The organism is Alcanivorax sp. IL2, from assembly GCF_047495475.1.
Taxonomy (GTDB): Bacteria; Pseudomonadota; Gammaproteobacteria; order Pseudomonadales; family Alcanivoracaceae; genus Alcanivorax.
In genome coordinates this window covers 299,068-320,956 of the sequence record NZ_CP179932.1, presented here as the reverse complement: position 1 = coordinate 320,956, position 21,889 = coordinate 299,068, and the positions used below count along the sequence as shown (strand labels likewise).

Genomic DNA, 21,889 nt, shown 5'->3' with positions numbered 1-21,889 from the left:
TATGCATTTGATGGAGTCCTCTACTATGCGAGCCGTTGCGTTCCTGGCCGCCGCCGCTGTCATGCTTACCGGGCTGTGGGCTTGTTCCGAACCCGCCGCTGAAGAAGAACTGGTGGTCTATACCTCGCGGAATGACCATCTGATCAAGCCGGTATTCGATGCCTATACCGAATCCACCGGCGTGAAAATCCGCTATATCACCGACAACGCCGCCGCCCTGACCGCCCGTTTGCAGGCGGAAGGTGAGCGCTCTCCGGCGGATATGCTGATCACCGTGGACGCCGGCAACCTGTGGAATGCGGCGGACAAGGATCTGCTGCAACCGCTGGAATCCCCGGTGCTGGCGGCCAATGTGCCGGCGGAACTGACCGACCCGGAGAACCGCTGGTTCGGCCTGACCGTGCGGGCCCGCACCCTGGTCTATTCCACGGACCGGGTGGACCCGGCGGCGCTGTCCAGCTACGAAGCCCTGGCCGAGCCCGAGTGGAAAGGGCGCCTGTGCCTGCGCACCTCCAAGAAGGTCTACAACCAGTCCCTGGTGGCGACCATGATCCAGCGTCTGGGCGAAGAAAAAACCGAGGAAATCGTGCGTGGCTGGGTGGCGAATCTGGCCACCGACGTATTCTCCAACGACACTGCCCTGATGGAAGCCATCGTCGCCGGGCAATGTGATGTGGGCATAGTGAATACCTACTACTTCGGCCGCATGAAGCAGGATAATCCGCAGCTGCCCCTGTCCCTGTTCTGGGCCAACCAGCAAAGCAGCGGTGTGCACGTGAACATCTCCGGTGCCGGCATCACCCGCCATGCGCCGCACCCGCAAAAGGCCCGCGACCTGCTGGAATGGATGAGCCAACCGCAGGCCCAGAAATTGCTGGCCGACCGTAATATGGAATACCCGGTGAATGCCGCCGTGGAGCCCGCCGAAGAGGTGGCTTCCTGGGGTGAATTCACATCGGATGATCTGAACGTCAGTGTGGCCGGCGCCCTGCAGGTGGATGCCGTCAAACTGATGGATCGCGCCGGGTACCGCTAACCGGTGCGAACACGGGGAGCCCTTTCCGCCAGCGGTGCCAGCGTTCTGCTGCTGGCCTTGCTGGTGCTGGTGCCCATTGTGGTACTGCTGGCCGCCTGGCAGCAGGAACAGTGGGCCACCTGGCAGCACCTGCTCGACACGGTGCTGTGGCGGCTGGTGGGCAACACCCTGTTCCTGATGGTGGGGGTGACCGCCGGGGTGCTGCTGCTCGGGGTCTCCCTGGCTTGGTGTGTGGCTACCCTGGAATTCCCCGGGCGGCGCTGGCTGCAATGGGCGCTGTTGTTGCCCATGGCGATGCCCGCCTATGTGCTGGCCTTCGTGATGGTGGACCTGCTGGATTACGCCGGCCCCGTCCAGACCTTCCTGCGCCAGTGGCTGCCGGCCCTGGATTTCAGCGCCCGTCATCCCCTGTGGGTGGTGATCACCCTGTCCCTGGTGCTCTATCCCTATGTCTACATGCTTGCCCGGCTGGCCTTCGAGGCCCAGGGGCGGGCGGTGCTGGAACAGGCCCGTATCCTCGGCGACACGGCCTCTTCCGCCTTCTTCCGGGTGGCCTTGCCGATGGCACGCCCCGGCATCGCGGCGGGTCTGGCGCTGGCACTGATGGAAACCCTGGCCGACTTCGGCGCGGTGAGTATCTTCAACTTCGATACCTTTACCACGGCGATCTATAAGAGCTGGTACGGCCTGTTCAACCTGCAGGCCGCCGCCCAGCTCGCCTCCCTGTTATTGCTATTCGTGGTGGTGGCCCTGTGGCTGGAGCGGCGTGGCCGCAGCCGCGCCCGCTACAGTGAGATCGGCGGCCGCCAGACCTTGCGCAGCCGCCCGCGGCTGGCCTGGGGCGTCACCCTGTTTGCCTTTGCGGTACTGTTTCTGGCCTTCCTGCTGCCGGTCAGTCGCCTGCTGTACTGGGTTATCGACAATGGCTTGATGCAGGTGGATGCCCGTTTCCTCAACCTGATCTGGCGCACCTTCCTGCTCGGCACCATGGCTGCCGTGCTGGTGCTGACACTGGCCGGCTGGTTGGCCTGGGTGAAGCGGCATCAGCCGTCACCCTCGGTCTCCGTGGCCGTGCGATTGGCGACCCTGGGATACGCCTTGCCGGGTTCGGTGCTGGCAGTGGGTATCATGATCAGCTTCAGCGCGGTGGAGGGCTGGCTGGCGGATCTGGGGCTGGGCATCGTACTGGTCAGCACCCTGGCCGCGTTGCTGCTGGCCTACGTGGTGCGCTTTATGGCGGTGGGTTTCGGGCCGGTGGAAAATGCCCTGCAGCAGGTGCGCCCCAGCCTGGTGGAGGCGGCTCGTACCCTGGGGGCATCCTCGGCGGAAGTGGGGCGCCGGGTCTATGTGCCGATGATGCTGCCGGGTCTGCTCACGGCGCTGTTACTGGTGGGCATCGATGTAATGAAGGAAATGCCCGCTACCCTGCTGCTGCGCCCCTTCGGCTGGGACACCCTGGCAGTGCGCATTTACGAGCTGACCGCCGAGGGGGAGTGGCAACGAGCCGCTGCCCCGGCGTTGACCCTGGTACTGCTGGGGCTGATTCCGGTGATGGTACTGACCCGCCGACGTGCCGAACGACTGAACTCGCCCCGGAACTGATTCTCCTCCCCGTCCGCGCTCCCCCTGCAAAAAGCCTAACTCCCCCGAAAAAGCTACGAACATCCTCCTACCTGCTTCGATATCGAAGCGTTTATTTTTGTATATATATGTAAATTTGGTGACGGTTTGGGCATTTGCCGTGATGTATTCGTGAAGGAAAGTTGGTACGTTTATGCCAACTTATTGCGCACATAACTGTGTATGCAATTTGAAAATAAAAACAGCCCCGTTACGGGCGCGTCTTTTTTGGAGAGCTTCATGACAATACGGAAACTGCTGCCAGCCATGTTGGCGGGTGTTGGGGTTGTGTGCATGTCGCCGGCACTGGCCAGCATGGGCAATATCGGTACCACTTACGGGGTGCTGCCCTCTGATCTGGCTTCTGCTCAGGCCCTGTCGTTGTTCAACAGCCAGGTCTCCGCCACCTACTACAACCCGGCCTACCTGGCCCATGACGATCGCGGCGAGCTGACCACCGGCCTGTTGCATGCGGACCATGAGTTGCGTGGGAGCAGCCTGGGTGGTGCTGCGCCGTTACCTCGCAGCAGCGATACGCTGCAGGACTCACCCTCCCAACACACCCTGCTGGGCATGAAGACCGACCTGTCCTCACTGACCCGCTATAACCACCCCATGTACCTGGGGTTCATGCTGGGGGTGGAGAAGTACGGCGAGGAAATGATGGCGTTCAATTCCCAGACTTCCGTTGAAGGTCAGTACTTTGAATTCGGCCGCCAGCCTCTGTTTCTCAACCTGGGCGGTGGCACGAAGATCTGGCGTGGCCTGGATATGGGCTTGTCTGCCCGCATTACCCTGCACTCCGAGGCAGAACTGGTGGCCACCTCGACCCTGGGTGGGGAGACCAGCTACGAGACGCTCAACGTGTCTGCCAAGCCCTCCATTCGTCCGATCTTCGGCATGAACATGGATTGGGGTGAGAGCTTCTGTGGCGAGGGCGATAACTGCTGGTACAACGGTCTGGAAACCGCCTTCAGCTTTCGCGGTTACTCCAACACCAACACCACGGTGGACTCCACCATCACCATCCCCGGCACGGTGCTGGACCCGGGCATCAACCTGGCCATCAGCACCGTGGATTCCTACCAGCCGAACATTTATGCCGCGGGTCTGGCCTACGGTCGTGATCGTTGGCGGGTGGGCCTGACCGTGGAAATGCAGGAATGGTCACGGCTGGAAGAAGAGCTGGAACGCGACACCATCAAGGACCAGGCGGTGAATGCCGCACAGGATGACTATCGCCTTGAGTTCAAGGACATCGTGGTGCCCCGTCTGGGCGGCGAATTCCATCTGGATGACACCTACATGGTCACCGGCGGGGTAGCGTTCAGCGAATCGCCGCTGGATTCCGACGGTTCCCTGGAAGTGAACTATCTGGATACCGACAAATGGATTGTGGGCCTGGGGCTGACGGCCCGCTACAAGTCGGTGCCGGTGCTTGCCTACCCTGTGCGCCTGGATCTGGCCTACCAGTATCAGAAACTGGAGGCGCGCACCTTTGATCTCTACGACCGTCGCTCGCCGTCGTTCCCGCAGCCCTACGAAAGCGTGGAAGCGGACGGGGATGTCCATGTCTTTTCCGGCTCTATCACCCTGAAATTCTAGGAGATCGGCGATGAGAACAAGAAATCTATGGCTGGTCACAGCCGCCGTGACCCTGGCCGCCTGTGGCGGCGATGCCGGAGACACCCCGTCCATTGCCGGTTGGCAGCAGGCCGAGGTCTATTACAGTTACCCCTATGACGGGCAGCAGAATCTGTCCCCGAAAACGCCGCTGGTACTGCGCTTTTCCCACGCCATGGAGGTGGATGCCAGTCACTTCACCCTGCTGCGCTGTGGGCAAGTGGATGATAGCTGCGCGGATACCGGCGACAATCGGCTGGCCTTGAGCGCCCCCCAGGCGCTGGACAGCGGCAAGGGGGTCAGCCTGCAGCCGCTTTCCCCATTGCAGGCGCATACGCACTATCGGCTGGTCATCGATGGCATCGAAACCAGCCAGGGTAGTCCGGTGTTCCCGGACGGCGGCCTGGATTTTGTCACCCGTCTCAGCGAAGACGGCCCCATGTCCAGCCAGATGGCTACACCGGATCTGGCCATCAGTCAGATCATTCCCGATGGTGATGCCCTGCCGTTCATGGATTTTTCCACCCTGCGGCTACGTTTCAACCAGATGCTCGACCCGGCCACGCTGGTGTACGGCGACACTGGCGCGGGTGCCTCCGTGGAGCTGGAGCACCAGGGTGACACCGTGCCTGCGGCGCTGCTGGTCAAGGGCAATGCGGTTACCGTGGACCCGCTGGATGACCTTACCCCGGGCCAGCAGTACACCCTGAAGTTCACCTCGTCGGTACGCGGTGTGGATCAGGCCCAGCTGACCGGTGGCTTCGAGAAGAGTTGGGTCGCCGGTAATTCCATGCCCCGCGCTACCCTGGTACAGGATGTTCTGAGTGCCAGTGATGACCAGGACGACCCCTGCAACGCCTCCGGTGCCCTGGTAGCCAAGCTCACCGGCGCCACCATGAACTGCGTGCCGATTCAGTCCACCCTGCTGGGTGACAAGGACGCCACCATGCAGACCGGTAATGTGTTTGCGGAGCTGGCCCACCTGCCCAACTACCCGAATGTGTCGCCACTGCGCATTCCCCGCAACAGCCTGCTCACCGGCACCAACGTGACCGTCAAGGTGGCCGGGGAAGTGGCCGCCGGCATTGAGACCGGCGCCATCTCGGTGACCTTCCTGTCCGATGCGTCCGGTTACCTGTTGCCCAATCCCTACAGCGATGCCCATCAGGCGCCCAAACAGGTGAAGCTGTACATGGATGTGTCCATGACTGCGGAGAACCCGGAGGCCAATGGCGCTCTCAGCCAGACCCTCATGCATGTGGAGCTCAACGGCATGGCACTGGTGAAAGAGGGCCGCATGGAAATTGATGCGGTGGGTATCGTGGAGCCGAAAGTACTCGGCCAGGAAACCGCCTTTGGCTTGCTCAGCTTCCACATGAAGTCCTACGAGGACCAGGAAAATGCCCCGCAACCGGTGCCGGACATGACCGCACCGGTACGGCAATCCATGGTGCCAGCGGTGGATGCGGAGGGTATGGCGATGAATGCACGCCCCGGCGATGCGGTGATCCTGAATTTCAGTGAGCCACTGGACACCGCCACCCTGCGAGCCGGTGATACCTTCGGCCTGCAACACAATGGCAGCCATGTGACGGTGGACTGGTACCTGGATGGCGCATCGCTGGTCATGCGTCCGGTCACGCCGCTGGCATTTGGTGAAAGCTACACCGCCATGGTCAGCGATCAGGTCACCGACCTGGCCGGTAACCCGGTTATCCCCGTGAGCGACGCATTCAGCTTGCCGGAACGTATCGGTGGCAATGCCGCGCCCATGGTGCTTACCAGTTACCCGGGTTTCCCCTGTGCTGCTGACAAGGAGCACTGGGAAATCGAAGCCGGTAATCATGGCTTCTGTCAGGGTGGTAGCACCGATGACGACCGTAACCCGGTGCCGCATCTACCGGCGGATCGCGCTATCCGGGTGAATTTCTCCCAGGATATCGCGGCAGAGTCCGTGGTGTTCGAAAACACCGATGCCTGCAACGTGGGCAGTTTCCGGGTGGAAAAAGTGGCGTTGGACCCGAGCACCGGTCGCCCGTTGCGCTACGACGAAGGTGGCAAGCGCAAATACAGCTGTGAAACCGGGGTAACGGGGCAACTGAAAGTGGGCACCCGCAGCCTGGTATTCACGCCGGACCAGCCCTGGGAAGCCGGCGCTTATTATCGCTATATCCTGATGAGCGTGAACCAGACCTCTGCCCAGCAGCCCGATGATTGCAGCAGCGGCGAGGCTATCTGCTCCAGCGATGGCAAGCGTCTGCAGACAGCCATGCTGCGAGCGCCGGCGGGCGACATGGGCGGGCCGGACATGCATCTGCATTTCATTGCCAGTGCTCCAGTTGCCAGTGTCTTCCAGCCACTCAAGAATCTGCCCACTGCAGATCTCAATGGTAATGGCCGCTTTGATGTGGGCGAACCGGGGTACCAGGGAGGCGAACCCGGTGCCAACACCACGGCGTTGATCATTGATCAGAGCAAGGGAAACAATGGCAGCGAAGGAGGGGTGACCGACCCTGCGTTGATCTGTGATCAGCCGGAGCAGTGCGGTATCCATGTGGTCGGCGGTCTCAACTCCGAGGTGATCGGCGCTACCGAGCCCTACGATGACCCCTCGACAGCGGACGTGGAAGCCTGGCCGGCGGTAAGGGTAGGGTTGTACCCGACCCTGATCCAGGCGTCGTCGGTCACCCTGAAAGTGAAAATTCTCGGTATTGCAGAAAGTGATACACCCACGGAAACCCAGTTCATGCGCATGCGTTACAGCTGTGTCGCCTGGCCGGAGGATGCCGAGAACTTCTGCGGCAAGCAGAACCCGGATGGCAGTTTTGTCTTCGATGAGTGGGAGCGTCAGGGCCTGATTCCAGGCTGGATCGTGCAAACCCCTGACGGCCCGGAGTTCCGTGCCGATGTGAACCTGTATCTGGATGCCCCTTACATGCACATCCTGCTGGACGGTTCCCACAACCAGCACAGCTACCCGTTGACCATGAACCTGGCCGGGCCGGTGACGTTCCTGCCGGATGGTCGCATGGTGATCGAACAGCTCAACAGCAACGATATCGCTGTGGATGTGAATTTGTCAGTGCTGATCCTGAGCCCGAAGATCTACCTGAAAATCCCGGCTGGCGGAGTCAAACTCCAATACCTGGGTGAGCCCATCAAGCAGTAATCTCTGGATGATGAAACCCTTGCCGGCCTTCGGGCCGGTTTTTTTATGGCCATCTACCCTCCCGTCACATACCCGCCTTTGTGAAGGCAAACCGAAACCGCCCGGTTACATCAGTTAACAATACCGGTGCTCCCACCTACTTTTCTCAACTATTCCCAACTTTTTGCCAACGGCGCTGGCACCGTCGTTTTGTTTGACTTATTGCATATACACAGGGGGGAATAGGCGAGAGGCTGCATAGCTTCACGTGTTGTTCTCCTGTCGCCTGGGAGCTTAACCTGAGGCGAAAACCCTAATAACAAACGCCGGAGAAGCGCTATGACTACCAAGACCCTTACCCGCTGGGGAGCTGCTGTCATTGTCAGCACTGCCCTGTCGAGCCCTGTTTTTGCTGCCATGGGCAACACGGCCAGCACCTATGGCCTGCTTCCCGCTGATGTGGGGACAGCCATGGGCCTTTCCATGTTCAACCCCCAGGCATCGGCGCTTTACTACAATCCGGCCTACTTGACCCGGGATCCCCGCGGTGAGCTGACCGTGGGCCTGTTGCACGGCGATCAGGAACTACGTGCCGTCAGCCAGGGCAACCCCAACGGTGGCGCGCCGTCAGTGATTCGTGATGGTGACGTACTGAATGACACCATGTCTCAGCAGCAGGTCATTGCGCTGAAAACCGATCTCACCGACATGACCAAGTTTGAGCACCCGATCTACTTCGCCATTATCGCCGGGGTGGAGAAATTCGGTGAGGAAATGCTGGCGTTTGATTCCAGAACCAGCCGGGAAGGCCAGTTTTTCAACTACGGCCGACAGCCATTGTTCCTGAATCTCGGTGGCGGCCTCGAACTGGCCAACGGTATTACCACCGGTGCCTCCGCGCACATTTCCCTGCGTTCTGAGGCTACCTTGATCGCCAGCGCCAACCTGGCGGGTGAAACCCAGCGCGAAGAGCTGACCGTTTCTGCCAAGCCGGTGATCCGTCCCGTGCTGTCCATGAACCTGGAATGGGACAAGGTCTTCTGCGGCAAGGAAGATTGCGGCATCTGGACCGGTCTGGAAACCGCGTTTGCATTCCGGGGGCACACCGAGGCCCGCACCGCCGTGGAATCAAAACTGACCATTCCCGGTACCGTGATCGATCCGGGTATTACCGTGCTGATCGATACCATCGATTCCTACCAGCCGGATATCTTCAGCGCCGGCCTGCTCTATCACTTCACAGACAACTTCCGTGCCGCTGTTACCGTAGAGCAGCAGAACTGGAGTGACCTGGAAGACGAACTGGCCCGGGATACGGTCAAGGACCAGGCCTTTGCCGAGTTCAAGGATATTGTGGTGCCGCGTATCGGTGCGGAATGGACCGTGAACGACCATCTGATCCTGTCCGGTGGGGTGGCCTACCAGGAAAGCCCGCTGGAAAGCATCCAGACCCCGGACGTGAACTACCTGGACAGTGATAAATTGATTGTCGGTGTAGGCTCTTCCCTGGTCATCAAGAACCCGCCGATCCTCGCTTATCCGTTGCGCCTTGATTTCGGTTACCAGTTCCAGAAACTGGAAGAGCGGGATTTCGAGTTGACCACCAACCGCCCCGGTGTAGCCAACCCCTATGAAGTAGTGACCGCTGATGGCGATGTCCATGTGTTTTCCGGTGCAGTCACGGTGAAGTTCTAACGGAGGTGTTCCATGAAAAAGAACAATATTGCCCTGACAGCGCTGACCGCCTTGATGGTGGCAGGCTGTGGCGGGGACAAGGACCGGGTGAGCTTCGATACACCCACCTTCAATGCGCGCAACCTGCACTATACCTACCCGCTGGATGACCAGAAACAGGTGGCACCGCGAGCGATTGTGGCATTGCAGTTCAGCCATGCGGTGTCAGCCACGGCCGACAATTTCGTGTTCAAGGACGCCAATGGTGCGGATGTGGCCTTTACCCTGGAATCCGTGGCAGACGGCCGTGGTGTTGTACTGACCCCGGTAGACGCGTTGGCGCCGGCGACGGATTACAAGGTAGTCATGAATGGCGTCACCGTGCTCGGTGAAACCACTACCTTCAAGGATGGCGAACTGAACTTCACTACTCGCGCCGCCCTGGAAGGGCCGCTGGATACTCAGCAGACCGCCGCCAGCTTCGAAGTGGAATCCATCTTCCCGGATGACGACCAGTTCGAAAGCATGGATTTCTCCAGTTTCCGGCTGCGTACCACCAAATCCATTGATGCCTCCACGGCGGTCTATGGTGAAACGGTCAGCCTGATGAGCAATGGCGAGCTGGTACCCGCGCAATTGCTGGTAGGGCGCACCGCCATTACCGTGGACCCCCAGGAAGACATGACCCCCGGTCAGACCTATGAGCTGGGCGTCAGTGGTGTGATGAGCCAGTCCGGTGAAACCATTGCGGCCTTTACCCATTCCACCGTGCCCCAGGACACCACCTCGCCGACTACCGGTGAGCGGGCAGTACTGGTCACCAATGCGCCCCCGGCGGATGATTCCCTGGGGTGTCTGGATGAAGGGGTGATCACCTCTGACCTGACCGGCCAGCCGATCAACTGCGTACCGGTGATCGGCACCCTGCTGCAGGACAAGACCGTGTCCAAGCAGTCCGGTGACGTGTATGCCGAGCTTGCCTTTGCACCCAATTTCCCGGAAGTGACCCCGCTGCGAGTGAAGAAGGGAGGCATTCTTACCGGTGATGCGCTGGAAGTGTTTATCGGTGGTGAAGTGCCGGTGGGCTTTGATTCCGGTGAAGTAACCGTACAGATCATTTCCGATGCTACCGGTTACCTGTTTCCCAATCCCAATGCGGAAAGCGATGACGCACCCAAGCAGCTGCGGCTGATGATGGATGTGGCTACCTCCACCTCCGACGCCCGCGCCAATGGGGCGTTTACCCAGAACCTGATGCATCTGGAGCTGGTGGGCACCGGCCTGATTGAAGATGGCCAGCTCAATACCGATGCCATCACCGTGGTAGAGCCGCGCGTGTTGGGTGTGGAAAACAGCTACGGCGTGCTCAGCTTCCGTATGGAGTCTTATCTGGATCAGGAAAATGCGCCGGTCCAGCCGATCGATTCCGTGAATCCCATCGTTCCCGTTCTGAATGGGGATAACGGCCCGGAATTGTCCTGGCAGCCGGGTAATGTGGCAGACCGCATGGAACCGGGTGAGCCCATTGTTATTCACTTCAGCGAAGCTCTGGAGCCGCAAAGCATCAACGCGGGCACTTCGCTGATGCTCAGCAAAGGTGGCGTTGCCGAGCCCTTCAGTTGGGAACTCAGCGGTAATGCGCTGGTGATTACCCCGGATAGCCCGGTGGAATACGGCGTGGAATATGTGGTGACCACCACACCGGAAATCACCGACCTGGCCGGTAACCCGCTACAGATGCTCGACTCTCTGGAAGGCGACAACTCCCTGGACTTCACCCTGCCGGAATACGTGGTGGATGACGGTGGCGACGATGTTCGCCGTGGGCCGTTCGCGTCCACCGTTTACCCGGGCTTCCCTTGCGCCAGCAGCACTGCCAGCCAGGGCGAAATTGACGCCGGCACTCAAGGCGTGTGTGTGTCTTCCAGTCCGGAAGCGGATCAGGTTGTGATTGACCAGCTGCCCATCGTTGGGTTGCCGGCCAACCGCCCGGTCAAGGTGCGTTTCTCCCAGAACATGGACCCGAGCACCCTGGTGCTTGGCGATACCGTGTTGGTACAAGCGGACGACAACGGCACCTGGGTTGATGTGGAGGGTGAGCTCACAGTAGAAACCCGTGGCTTCACCTTTACACCCAATCAGCCCTGGGATGACACCGGTGACACCCTGTACCGTTATGTGATGGCCGGAAATGGTGGCGGTACCGGTTGTGCCGGCATCTGCTCCGCCGACGGGCTTCCCCTGCAAACGGCTCCGTTGCTCGGTGGCGGTTTGAAAGACGGTGGCCCTGACATGGAGATTCTGTTCCGGGGTGAAACCGCTGTAGATACCATCTTCCAGGAGCTGGGTAACCTGCCCAGTGCTGATGTGAACAACAACTTCCAGATCGACAGCAACGAACCGGTGTTGACCGGGGATACCATTGATCCGGCCAATACACCGGCCAATGCCACCATGATTGTGCCTCGCGGTACCGGTGGGGAAGGGTTGGTGGCTTACGCCAATACCGGTTGCGGTTTTGACAACGTAGCCAGTGGTGAGCCCACCCAGTGTGACGGTGACAAGATCATTTACATCACCGGGTTGCTGAATACGGAAATTCTGGATTTCGATGCCGAAAACCAGGGTGTCCCCGTGGTGATCTATCCTACTGCCGTGGCCTTGACCAACCTGGATGCGACGGCGGTTATTGGTCTGCGACTGACCTCGGATGATGAAACCGGTGGATTGCTCGGTATTATCCCGGTGGTCGGTGACCTGCTTCAGGGTGTTGTGGATGGGCTGCTGGGTGCCACTGGCATCGATAACCTCATTGAGGCGGTCGGGCTGGACAACATCGGCCTGGCACCTGTGCCCACCGCCACCGGCCCCAACATCTTGCGGGTGCGCTACGAGCCGGAAGATCCCAATGATCCGAACAGCCCGCGCACCGTGCCGCCGGTAGGCCTTATCGTGGATACCCCGGATGGCCTGGTGTTCCGTATCCAGTTCGACCTGCTGTTCGATGCCCCGGCACTGAGCCTGCCGCTGGGTCTGGAGCACAATGTGAAGAGCCTGCCCATCGACAATGTACAACTGGAAGGGCCGCTGGACTTCCTGCCCGATGGGCGCCTGTTCATCGGTCTGCAAAACCAGGAAGCCCTGGATGTGGACCTGGAGATCACCCTGGCCGGTTTCGATGGTGGCAAGGTGTTGCTGCAGATTCCGCCGGGCGGCATCAACCTCAGCTACCAGAGCGCATCCATTCAGTGATTTCTCTCCAGTAGTTCCTTGAAATATGCCCCGGCTTGTCCGGGGCTTTTTTTGTTTTCCCTGAAGCAGATATCCTCGACCCGTTGGCGCCTTGCTGGCAAGGCGAAGCCCGGACGACCCCGATATCCTGATCTGTGCCCTGGCCGCTGCCGACTTTTTGGCACATTCGTGCCGGACGTGGCGCCCCTTTCTCCTGCCAAGTGCATCACTGTTTTCAACAATTTTACGTATATCTGTCGCGGATTACGCCGATTACCGCTTTCTTCCTATGTGAATGCCTGTGTACTCCTGACTAGGGTGTCATCCCCCTGTCGCCACCCCCGCGACACAGAAAAAGAAATCAGGAGTGCACAATGTCTGTTTCATTCAAGGGACGCGCTGCCGTCGTTGCCGGCGGTTTGCTGATGCAGTCTGTTGCCATGGGCAGCATGGGTAACATCGGTACCACCTACGGCGTGTTGCCTTTCGATCTGGCCACCGCCCAAGCCCTGAGCCTGTTCAACAGCCAGACCTCAGCCACCTATTACAACCCGGCCTACCTGGCCAAGGACCCGCGCGGCGAACTTACTGCCGGCTTCATGCACGCCGAGCACGAGCTGCGGGCCAACAGCCTGGGCGGTGCCGATGCACCGGTACGCAAGGGCGATGTGATCCAGGACTCCCCCTCCCAGCACGTGCTGATCGGCATGAAAACCGACCTCACCTCGCTGACCAAATACGATCACCCCCTCTACCTGGGCCTGATGCTGGGCGTGGAAAAATACGGTGAGGAAATGCTCGCGTTCGAATCCCAGACCTCGCAACAAGGGCAGTACTTTGAATACGGCCGTGAGCCCCTGTTTCTGAACCTGGGTGGTGCCACCCAGCTGTGGCGTGGTATCGACGTGGGTGCCACGGCCCGTATCACCCTGCACGCGGAAGCGGATCTGGCCGCCACCACTGACCTGGCTGGCAACACCCGCTACGAAAGGCTAGAAGTCTCCGCCAAGCCCGCCATTCGCCCGATCTTCGGCATCAACATGGATTGGGGCGAAACCTTTTGTGCCAAGGGAGATGACTGCTGGTTCAACGGCCTGGAAACGGCCCTGGCCTATCGCGGCTATTCCAATACCAAGACCGAGGTGAACGCCAATGCAGTGATTCCCGGTGTGATTTCCAGCCCGGGCCTGATGCTGGCCATCAACACCCTGGATTCTTACCAGCCCAACATCCTCAGCGGTGGCCTGCATTACCAGTCCGGACGCTGGCGCACCGGGGTGAGCGTAGAATGGCAGGAGTGGTCGGCGCTGGAAGAGGAATTCGAGCGTGACACCATCAAGGATCAGACCGTCAATGGCGATGTGGGCCAGCTGCGTTTCAAGGATGTGGTGATCCCGCGGCTGGGCGCCCAGTACCGCCTCAACGACACCTTTACCTTCAATGGTGGCCTGGCCTTCAGCGAATCACCGCTGGATTCCGACGCCTCCGTGGACGTGAACTATCTGGATAGCGACAAGTGGATCGTTGGCCTGGGAGTGGCCGCCGAGTTCAAGGAACCCTGGCTGCTGGCTTACCCGGTGCGTCTGGATTTCGGTTACCAGTACCAGAAGCTGGAAGCCCGGGAGTTCGATATCTATGACACCCAGTCCGCCGCTTACCCGCAGCCCAGCGAACGGGTGGAAGCGGAAGGTGACGTCCACGTCTTCAGCGGTTCCCTGACCCTGAAATTCTGATTGCGGAGGCAAGCATGATGTTGCGAATACTTTCCCTGATTGCCGCCGCGTCGCTGCTGGTCGCCTGTGGCGGCGGTAGCGAGCAGACGGTGGATTACAGCGCCCGTAAAAAAGGGCAGGTCTATTACAGCTATCCGGCGGATGAACAGACCGGCGTGTCCGTGCATGCGCCGGTGGTGGTGCAGTTTTCCGAGCCGCCAACACTGGCCGATCAGGACGTGAGCCTGGTGGGGCCGGATGGCCCGGTGGATGTGGTGCTATCCCGCGCCGACCAGGACCGGTCCCTGGTGGTGACTCCCCAAGCGCCGCTGGCTTTCCAGAGCGATTACCGGCTGCAGCTGGACGGCATGACGCTGGTCGGTTTCAGTGGGGGCGAGCTGGCCTTCACCACCGGCAGCGCCGGCAAGGGCCCGGCCAGTGAGCAGCAGCAGGCAGATGGCTTCACCGTCAGCCGCTTTTCACCGTCCGCTGACGACACTCGCCCGTTGATGGATTTCTCCACCCTGCACCTGCAGTTCAGCCAGCCGCTGGACCCGGGCACCGTGGAGTACGGCACCACCGTCAGCCTGGAAGATGGCAGCGGCAACCTGGTGGAGGCCAGCGTGCTGGCAGGCAGCAACCGCCTCACGGTAGACCCGGCTGGCGACCTGCAACCGGGGCAGAGCTATACCCTGATGCTCGATAGCGCCCTGAGCAGCCGTTTCGGCACGGCCCTGACCGGCGACAGTGAGTTTGCGGTAAACCCGCAGGACTCTCAGCCCCGTGAAACCCTGGCTCTGGAAGCCATGGCCGCCGACCCGGTGAAAGGCTGTAATGAGGAGGGCGTGACACTGTCTCCGCTGACCGGCGCGCCGATCAACTGTGTGCCGCTGATTGCCCGTTTGCTGGGCAACACCACGGTGTCGAAACTGTCCGGGGATTTGTTTGCCGACCTGGCCTTTATTCCCAACTACCCGGACGCCTCGCCGCTGCGGATTCGCAAGGGTGCGCTGCTGAAAGGTGCGCCGCTGGAAGTCTTGATCGGTGGCCAGTTGCCCGCCGGCTTTGATTCCGGCGAGGTGACGGTGAGCTTTCTCTCCGATGCCACCGGCTACCTGTTGCCGGCCCCCTACAGTGCCCGCCCGGAAGCGCCGCGCCGCATCATGCTGACCCTGGATCTGGCGTTTTCCACTGCCGACTCCCGTGCCAACGGCGCCTTCACCCAGACCCTGTTGCAAGTTGAGCTGGTGGGCCGTGCCATCGTCGAAGAGGGGCGCATGGAGATCGATGCCCTGGGTGTGGTCGAGCCGGAAGTGCTCGGTATCGAAACCGCCTTTGGCGTACTCAGCTTCCATATGGAATCCTACCTGGATCAGGAGAATGCCCCGGCGCCGCCGGTGGATATCACCGGGCCCACCCTGCAAAGCTGGCAGCCCGGTGATTACGCAGATCGTTTCCGCCCGGGGGATCCCATTGTCCTCAATCTCAGTGAAACCCCGGATCAGGACAGCATTGAAGCCGGCGTCAGTGTCACTCTCACCGACCAGGGGGCGGCGGTGCCGTTCAACTGGACCCTGGATGGGGCCTCGCTGATCCTCACCCCGGAGCAGCCGCTGGCATTCGGCACCGAGTATCAGGTCACGCTCACCGACGGTGTGGAAGACCTGCACGGTAACCCGGCTAGCCCGGAAACCCTGCTGTTCAGCATGCCTGCTTACAGCCCGGATGCGCCGCGCACGCCTTACACCACCACTGTGTACCCGGGCTTTCCCTGCGCCGTGGATCCGTCCAGCCGTGACCTTGCCAATGGCATTCAGGGCCAGTGCGCCAGCGCCTTCCAGAATCAGGCCGGTGATCTGCTGCCGGTGGATGCGATGCCAGCCAACCGGCCCATCGAGGTGCAATTCTCCCAGGACATGGATGCCAGCAGCATGGTGCTCGGCCAGGCCTGCGGTGAAGGCAGTGTGCGAGTGGAAAAAATCGACAGTGCGGGTAACTGTCTGGAGGCGGTGCCCGGCTACCTGTCCCGCAACACCCGCTCACTGACGGTGATTCCCGCACAGCCCTGGGAAGAGGGCACCTTGTACCAGTATGTGCTCGGGTCCCATGAAAACACCGGCTGCGGCCAGGACGTGATCTGCTCGGTGGCGGGTATGCCCCTGCAGACCGCCCAGTTGCTGGCGCCGGCTGCGGATGAAGGTGGCCCGGATATGGCCATTGCCTTTACCGGTGCCCCGGCCACCAGCAATGTGTTTCTGCCGCTGCGCAACCTGCCGAAGGCGGATGTGAACGCCAACTTCGAGATGGATGCCGGTGAGCAAAAAGCGGTGGAAGACCCGCCGGGCAGCGGCGACTACCCCACGCCCACCAATGCCGCCTCCCTGTTTGTCACCGGCACCGGCGGTCTGGCCACTGGCGCCAACGTGGGCTGCCCACTGAACCAGGATTGCCCCGGCGAGAAGTTCACCTACCTGAACGGTGGCATCAATGCGGACATCATCGGCTGGAACGAGGACGAGCAGGCGGTGGAAGTGCTGATTTATCCACCGGTGCTGATGACCACCAACAGCAGCGTCTATGCGCAGATTCTCGGCCTGGTGGAGCCGGAAGTGCCCACCGAGCCGCTGGTGATGCGTGCCCGCTATGCGGATGACGGTAACGGCAATCGTACCGAGCCGGTGCGCGGCTTTATCCGTCACGACGGCAATTCGCTGACCTTCGACACCACCCTGGATCTGTTTCTGGATGCCCCGGAAATGGAAGCGCCGCTGGGGCTGCCACACAACCTGCACAGTCTGGAGCTCAATGACCTGCAGTTGAACGGCCCGGTGGAGTTCCTGGCCGATGGTCGCCTGGTGATCGGCCTGCTCAGTCTCAATGAGCAGGCTGTCGATGTCAGTATCGGTGGCGGCGCGGCCACCATCGACCTGCAGATCCCTGCCGGCGGCGTCAACCTGACCTTCCAGAGCGGTTCCATCAAGTAACCGCCAAACGCGAGGCCGCTCCCGTAACCAGCCCTGCGCTGCTTTGTGGGAGCGGTCGTTAGGCCGCGATCTCCACCAACCCCTGCTAAATACCCGGCCAATCCGGCCCTGTCCATGCCGCCAGCCTATGCCCCCCGGCCTCGTCCCGATATAATTGCCGCTCATTTGAATAGTGGTGTTTATATGGGTCATCGCACAGCTCTGTACGACGCGCACCTGGCGGCCGGCGGCAAGATGGTCGACTTTGGCGGCTGGGACATGCCGATCAACTATGGCTCCCAGATCGAGGAGCACCATGCGGTGCGCCAGCACGCCGGCGTATTTGATGTGTCCCACATGACGGTGGTGGATATCGCCGGGGCCGGCGCGCGGGACTTCCTGCGCCACCTGCTGGCCAACGACGTGGATCGCGTCACCCCTGGCCGAGCCCTGTACAGCGGCATGCTCAACGACAGCGGCGGCGTCATCGATGACCTGATCGCCTACAAGCGGGACAATGACTACCGTCTGGTGGTAAATTGCGCCACCCGCGAGACCGACCTGGATTGGATGGAAAAGCACGCCGGCGGTTTCGCCGTGGATATCCGCGAGCGTGCCGACCTGGCCATGCTCGCCATCCAGGGCCCGCAGGCACGCAGCCTGGTGGCCGGCCTGCTCAGCGGGGCCCGCGCCGAGGCGGTGAACACCCTGAAAGTCTTCGGCTTCGCCGAAGAGGGCGACTGGATGATCGCCCGTACCGGCTACACCGGGGAAGATGGCGTGGAAATCATGCTCCCCGGTGCCGATGCGGTGAAGCTGTGGGAGCAATTGCTGGACGCTGGCGTGGCGCCCATCGGTCTGGGTGCCCGCGATACCCTGCGTCTGGAAGCCGGCATGAATCTGTACGGCAACGACATGGACGAAAGCATCACCCCCTGGGAAGCCAACATGGGCTGGACCCTGGTACTCAACGACCGGGATTTTGTCGGTCGCCAGCCGCTGCTCAACCAGCAACAAAATGGCCACGGAGAACTCGTTGGCCTGGTGCTGGAAGGCAAGGGCGTACTGCGCGCCCACCAGCAAGTGTTGTTGCCCAATGGCGAGCAAGGCGAAATTACCAGCGGCACGTTTTCGCCGACGCTGGGCAAGTCCATCGCCCTGGCCCGGCTGCCCGCCGGCGCCACCGGCAAGGTGGACGTGGAAATCCGCAACAAGCGCCAACCCGCCCAGGTGGTCAAGCCGCCTTTCGTGCGTAACGGCAAGGCAGTGTACAAAGAGTTGTAGCATTCGCGATGCAAGCATCGCTTCCCACGGCATCTGAACTGGACCGGGGTTTGTAGGAAGTCATGCTTGCATGACGAAGAAATTGGCACCCAGGCATGGCTTCAACGACAAGCCTGCAGAACATACAGATTTCGGCGTCATGCGTGCAGCATGCCGCGTGAAGCGTTAAACCAAGGAGACAACAATGAGCGAGATTCCAGCCGAGCTGCGTTATGCCGCCAGCCACGAATGGGCCAAGAACGACGACGGTGTGGTGACCGTGGGCATCACCGAACACGCCCAGGATGCCATGGGCGATCTGGTGTATGTGGAGCTGCCGGAAGTGGGCCAGGTGCTGGCCGCCGGTGATGAAGCCGGCGTAGTGGAATCCGTAAAGGCCGCCTCCGATATCTATGCGCCGGTCTCCGGTGAAGTGATCGAGATCAACGAGTCTCTGGAAGATGAGCCGGAACTGGTCAACAACGTTCCCTATGAAGGCGGCTGGCTGTTCAAGATCCAGATGAGCGAAGCCGGTGATCTGGACAACCTGCTCACCGCCGATCAGTACCAGGCGCAGATCGAAAGCGAATAACGCTAGCGATAACACTCCGTAGGAGCGGCGCTCGAGCCGCGAACGTGCTTGCGATGTCTTTCCTCGCACGGATTCGCGGCTCGAGCGCCGCTCCTGCGGTGCTGATGTAGCGCGCTGTATTAGCCAACACCCAACCTATCCAGGTACCCCAATGCCGTATATCCCCCATACCCCCGATGACGTGCGCGCCATGCTCGACGCCATCGGCGCCGACAGCATCGAAGACCTGTTCGATGAAATCCCCGCGCACCTGAAAGCCGCCGGCAAACTCGACGCCCTGCCCGACGGGCTGAGCGAAATGGATGTGACCCGGCTGATGAACGAGCGCGCGGCCATGGACGCCGGGGCGGTGAGCTTTATCGGTGCCGGTGCCTACCAGCACCACATCCCGGCGGCGGTATGGGAGATTGCCACCCGCGGTGAGTTCTACACCGCCTACACGCCTTACCAGGCGGAAGCGAGCCAGGGCACCCTGCAGGTGATCTACGAATTCCAGACCCTGATGACCCGGCTCACCGCCATGGACGTGAGCAACGCCTCGGTCTACGACGGCGCCTCCGGCCTGGCCGAAGCGGTGCTGATGAGCCTGCGCGCCAACCGCAAGAGCAAATCCCGCAAGGTGCTGGTGCCGGCGGCCCTGAACCCGCGTTACGCCAGCGCCACCCAGGCCATCGTGGAAAACCAGGACGTGGCCCTGGAAACCGTGCCCTTCTGTCAGGAAAAAGGGCAGACCCTGATCGATGCCCTCAAGCACCACGAAGGCGAAGACTATGCGGCCCTGGTGATCAGCCAGCCCAACTACTTCGGCAGCCTGGAAGAAGTGGATGCGCTCACCGACTGGGCCCACGCCAACGGCATGCTGGTGATCGCCGTGGTGAACCCCACCGCCATGGCGCTGATTACCCCGCCTGGTGAATGGGGCGAAGACGGTGCCGATATCGTGGTTGGCGAAGGCCAGCCGCTGGGCGTGCCGCTGTCCTCCGGTGGTCCCTACTTCGGCTTCATGTGCTGCAAACAGAAATACGTACGCCAGATGCCGGGCCGTATCATCGGCCGCACCGTGGACATGGAAGGCAAGCAGGGCTTCACCCTCACCCTGCAGGCCCGCGAACAGCACATCCGTCGTTCCAAGGCCACCAGTAACATCTGCACCAACCAGGGCCTGGCCATGACCGCCGCCACCATCTACACCTCCCTGCTGGGGCCGGACGGCCTCACCAACGTGGCCGCCCATAGTCATGCCAATACCCAGGCGCTGGCCGACAAGCTCACCGCAATCGGCGGTGTGGAACGTGCCTTTACTGCACCCACCTTCCACGAAGTGGTACTCATCCTGCCGAAACCGGCCGGTGAGGTGCTGGCGGCCCTGGCCGAGAAAGACGTGCTGGGCGGCGTCAGCCTGGCGAACGATTACGACATGGACAACGCGATCCTGGTGAACGCCACCGAAGTCCATTCCGAGCAGGATTTGCAGCTCTTCGAACAAGCCCTGAAGGAGGTGCTGGCATGAGCGAGACACAACTGATCTTCCAACTGTCTCACCCGGGCCGCAGCGCCACCTCCCAGGCGCCGAAAGCACTGGGCGACGACAAGTTAGGCGCCATTCCCGCGCACCTGCGCCGCAAGCAGAAGCCGGGCCTGCCGGAAGTGTCCGAAATGCAGGTGGTGCGTCACTACACCAACCTGTCCAGCAAGAACTTCGCCATCGACAAGCAGTTCTACCCGCTGGGCTCCTGCACCATGAAGTACAATCCCCGTGGCGCCAACCGTGCCGCCATGCTGCCGGGCTTTCTCAACCGCCACCCGCTGGCGCCGGAAAGCCACAGTCAGGGTTTCCTCAGCTGCATGTTCGAGCTGCAGAACTTCCTCAAGGAAGTCACCGGCATGAAAGGCGTTTCTCTCGCCCCCATGGCCGGCGCCCAGGGCGAATTCGCCGGCGTGGCCATGATCCGCGCCTACCACGACGCCCGTGGTGACGAAGGCCGCACCGAGATCCTCATTCCGGAAGCCGCCCACGGCACCAACCCGGCCACCGCCGTCATGTGTGGCTACAAGGTGCGCGAAGTGCCCGTCGGTAAAGATGGCGACGTGGACCTGGAAGCCCTGAAAGAAGCCTGCGGCCCACAGACCGCTGGCCTGATGATGACCAACCCGAGTACCTGCGGCGTGTTCGAACGGCAGATCGAAGCCATCTCCAAAGCCGTCCACGAAGCCGGCGGCCTGCTCTACTATGATGGCGCCAACCTGAACGCCATCCTCGGCAAGGTGCGCCCCGGTGACATGGGCTTCGACGTGATCCACATGAACCTGCACAAGACCTTTGCTACCCCACACGGTGGTGGCGGGCCTGGTGCCGGCCCGGTGGGTGTGTCCGAGCGCCTGCTGCCCTACCTGCCCACCCCCATGGCGGGCCAGCGTGACGACGGCAGCTACCACTGGGTCGACAGCGATACCCTGGATACCAGCATCGGCCATCTCAGTGCCTTCATGGGCAATGCCGGTGTGCTGCTGCGCGCTTACTTCTACGCCCGTTCCCTGGGCCGTGAAGGCATGATCCGCGTGGGTGAGTTTTCCACCCTGGCGGCCAACTACCTGCTCAAGCGACTGGAAGCCGTGGGCTGCACCGCCGCCTACCCGGATCGCCGCGCCAGCCACGAGTTCATTCTTACCTTCGCCAAAGAAGCGAAAGAGCTGGGTGTCACCGCCATGGATATCGCCAAGCGCCTGCTGGACTACAACCAGCACGCGCCCACCACCTACTTCCCGCTGCTGGTGCCGGAGTGCTTCCTCATCGAGCCCACCGAAACCGAAAGCAAGGAAGCCCTGGACGAGTTCGTGGACGCCATGGCCGCCATCCTGGAAGAAGCGCGCACCGAACCGGATATGGTGAAGGAAGCACCGTTCACCCAGCCGGTGCGTCGCCTGGACGACGTGAAAGCGGCTCGCGAGCTGGACCTTACCTGGACAGATTGATTCCAGACCAGGAAACAACTGTAGGAGTCATGCTCGCATGGCGAACAAAACCCG

12 protein-coding genes are annotated in these 21,889 nt (G+C 61.3%); all 12 read left to right on the top strand.

All coding sequences use genetic code 11. The annotated features are described in order from the left end of the window. Positions 1–25 precede the first annotated feature (25 nt). The 12 genes from ACMG4N_RS01430 (at position 26) to gcvPB (ending at position 21,835) form a co-directional block, all read left to right on the top strand. Complete coding sequence (locus ACMG4N_RS01430; RefSeq protein WP_277672665.1) at positions 26–1,036, top strand: extracellular solute-binding protein; 1,011 nt, start codon at positions 26–28, stop codon at positions 1,034–1,036. Positions 1,037–1,039: 3 nt separating this feature from the next. Beyond that, positions 1,040–2,638 (top strand): ABC transporter permease, encoded by a 1,599-nt coding sequence (locus tag ACMG4N_RS01425; protein ID WP_297765656.1) that lies wholly within the window; start codon positions 1,040–1,042, stop codon positions 2,636–2,638. 258 nt (positions 2,639–2,896) lie between these two features. Continuing rightward, a complete protein-coding gene (locus tag ACMG4N_RS01420) occupies positions 2,897–4,261 on the top strand; it encodes an OmpP1/FadL family transporter (protein ID WP_297765659.1) in 1,365 nt (454 codons plus the stop codon). A 10-nt stretch (positions 4,262–4,271) separates the two neighbouring features. After that, the gene (locus tag ACMG4N_RS01415) at positions 4,272–7,448 is read left to right on the top strand and encodes an Ig-like domain-containing protein (protein ID WP_335626206.1); all 3,177 of its coding nucleotides are present in this window, start codon (positions 4,272–4,274) and stop codon (positions 7,446–7,448) included. Positions 7,449–7,766: 318 nt separating this feature from the next. After that, on the top strand, positions 7,767–9,122 hold the full coding sequence (locus ACMG4N_RS01410; RefSeq protein ID WP_335626207.1) for an outer membrane protein transport protein: 1,356 nt from the start codon (positions 7,767–7,769) through the stop codon (positions 9,120–9,122). A gap of 12 nt (positions 9,123–9,134) precedes the next feature. Further along, positions 9,135–12,353 carry an Ig-like domain-containing protein gene (locus tag ACMG4N_RS01405; protein ID WP_414432652.1) on the top strand — a complete coding sequence of 1,073 codons (3,219 nt, stop codon included), beginning with the start codon at positions 9,135–9,137 and terminating at the stop codon, positions 12,351–12,353. A 353-nt stretch (positions 12,354–12,706) separates the two neighbouring features. Next, complete coding sequence (locus tag ACMG4N_RS01400) at positions 12,707–14,065, top strand: OmpP1/FadL family transporter (RefSeq protein WP_414432651.1); 1,359 nt, start codon at positions 12,707–12,709, stop codon at positions 14,063–14,065. Between the two features lie 14 nt (positions 14,066–14,079). Further along, positions 14,080–17,028, top strand: a complete 2,949-nt coding sequence (locus ACMG4N_RS01395) for an Ig-like domain-containing protein (RefSeq protein ID WP_414432649.1) — start codon at positions 14,080–14,082, stop codon at positions 17,026–17,028. Between the two features lie 183 nt (positions 17,029–17,211). Further along, positions 17,212–18,291, top strand: a complete 1,080-nt coding sequence (gene gcvT, locus ACMG4N_RS01390) for a glycine cleavage system aminomethyltransferase GcvT (protein WP_297765677.1) — start codon at positions 17,212–17,214, stop codon at positions 18,289–18,291. A 184-nt stretch (positions 18,292–18,475) separates the two neighbouring features. Further along, positions 18,476–18,862: a glycine cleavage system protein GcvH gene (gene gcvH / locus ACMG4N_RS01385; RefSeq protein ID WP_290537221.1), complete on the top strand. Its 387-nt coding sequence runs from the start codon at positions 18,476–18,478 to the stop codon at positions 18,860–18,862. Positions 18,863–19,013: 151 nt separating this feature from the next. After that, positions 19,014–20,372 (top strand): aminomethyl-transferring glycine dehydrogenase subunit GcvPA, encoded by a 1,359-nt coding sequence (gene gcvPA / locus ACMG4N_RS01380; protein WP_414432648.1) that lies wholly within the window; start codon positions 19,014–19,016, stop codon positions 20,370–20,372. Beyond that, a complete protein-coding gene (gene gcvPB, locus ACMG4N_RS01375; protein ID WP_414432647.1) occupies positions 20,369–21,835 on the top strand; it encodes an aminomethyl-transferring glycine dehydrogenase subunit GcvPB in 1,467 nt (488 codons plus the stop codon). Before gcvPA ends, gcvPB begins: the two co-directional genes overlap by 4 nt. The last annotated feature ends 54 nt before the right edge of the window (positions 21,836–21,889 follow it).

What these genes read in the sequence shown, in the direction of transcription:
- gcvPA (WP_414432648.1), top strand. Translation starts at nt 19,014, where the DNA reads ATGCCGTATATCCCCCATACCCCCGATGACGTGCGCGCCATGCTCGAC.
- gcvH (WP_290537221.1), top strand. Translation starts at nt 18,476, where the DNA reads ATGAGCGAGATTCCAGCCGAGCTGCGTTATGCCGCCAGCCACGAATGG.
- ACMG4N_RS01420 (WP_297765659.1), top strand. Translation starts at nt 2,897, where the DNA reads ATGACAATACGGAAACTGCTGCCAGCCATGTTGGCGGGTGTTGGGGTT.
- gcvPB (WP_414432647.1), top strand. Translation starts at nt 20,369, where the DNA reads ATGAGCGAGACACAACTGATCTTCCAACTGTCTCACCCGGGCCGCAGC.
- ACMG4N_RS01430 (WP_277672665.1), top strand. Translation starts at nt 26, where the DNA reads ATGCGAGCCGTTGCGTTCCTGGCCGCCGCCGCTGTCATGCTTACCGGG.
- gcvT (WP_297765677.1), top strand. Translation starts at nt 17,212, where the DNA reads ATGGGTCATCGCACAGCTCTGTACGACGCGCACCTGGCGGCCGGCGGC.
- ACMG4N_RS01410 (WP_335626207.1), top strand. Translation starts at nt 7,767, where the DNA reads ATGACTACCAAGACCCTTACCCGCTGGGGAGCTGCTGTCATTGTCAGC.
- ACMG4N_RS01400 (WP_414432651.1), top strand. Translation starts at nt 12,707, where the DNA reads ATGTCTGTTTCATTCAAGGGACGCGCTGCCGTCGTTGCCGGCGGTTTG.
- ACMG4N_RS01395 (WP_414432649.1), top strand. Translation starts at nt 14,080, where the DNA reads ATGATGTTGCGAATACTTTCCCTGATTGCCGCCGCGTCGCTGCTGGTC.
- ACMG4N_RS01415 (WP_335626206.1), top strand. Translation starts at nt 4,272, where the DNA reads ATGAGAACAAGAAATCTATGGCTGGTCACAGCCGCCGTGACCCTGGCC.
- ACMG4N_RS01405 (WP_414432652.1), top strand. Translation starts at nt 9,135, where the DNA reads ATGAAAAAGAACAATATTGCCCTGACAGCGCTGACCGCCTTGATGGTG.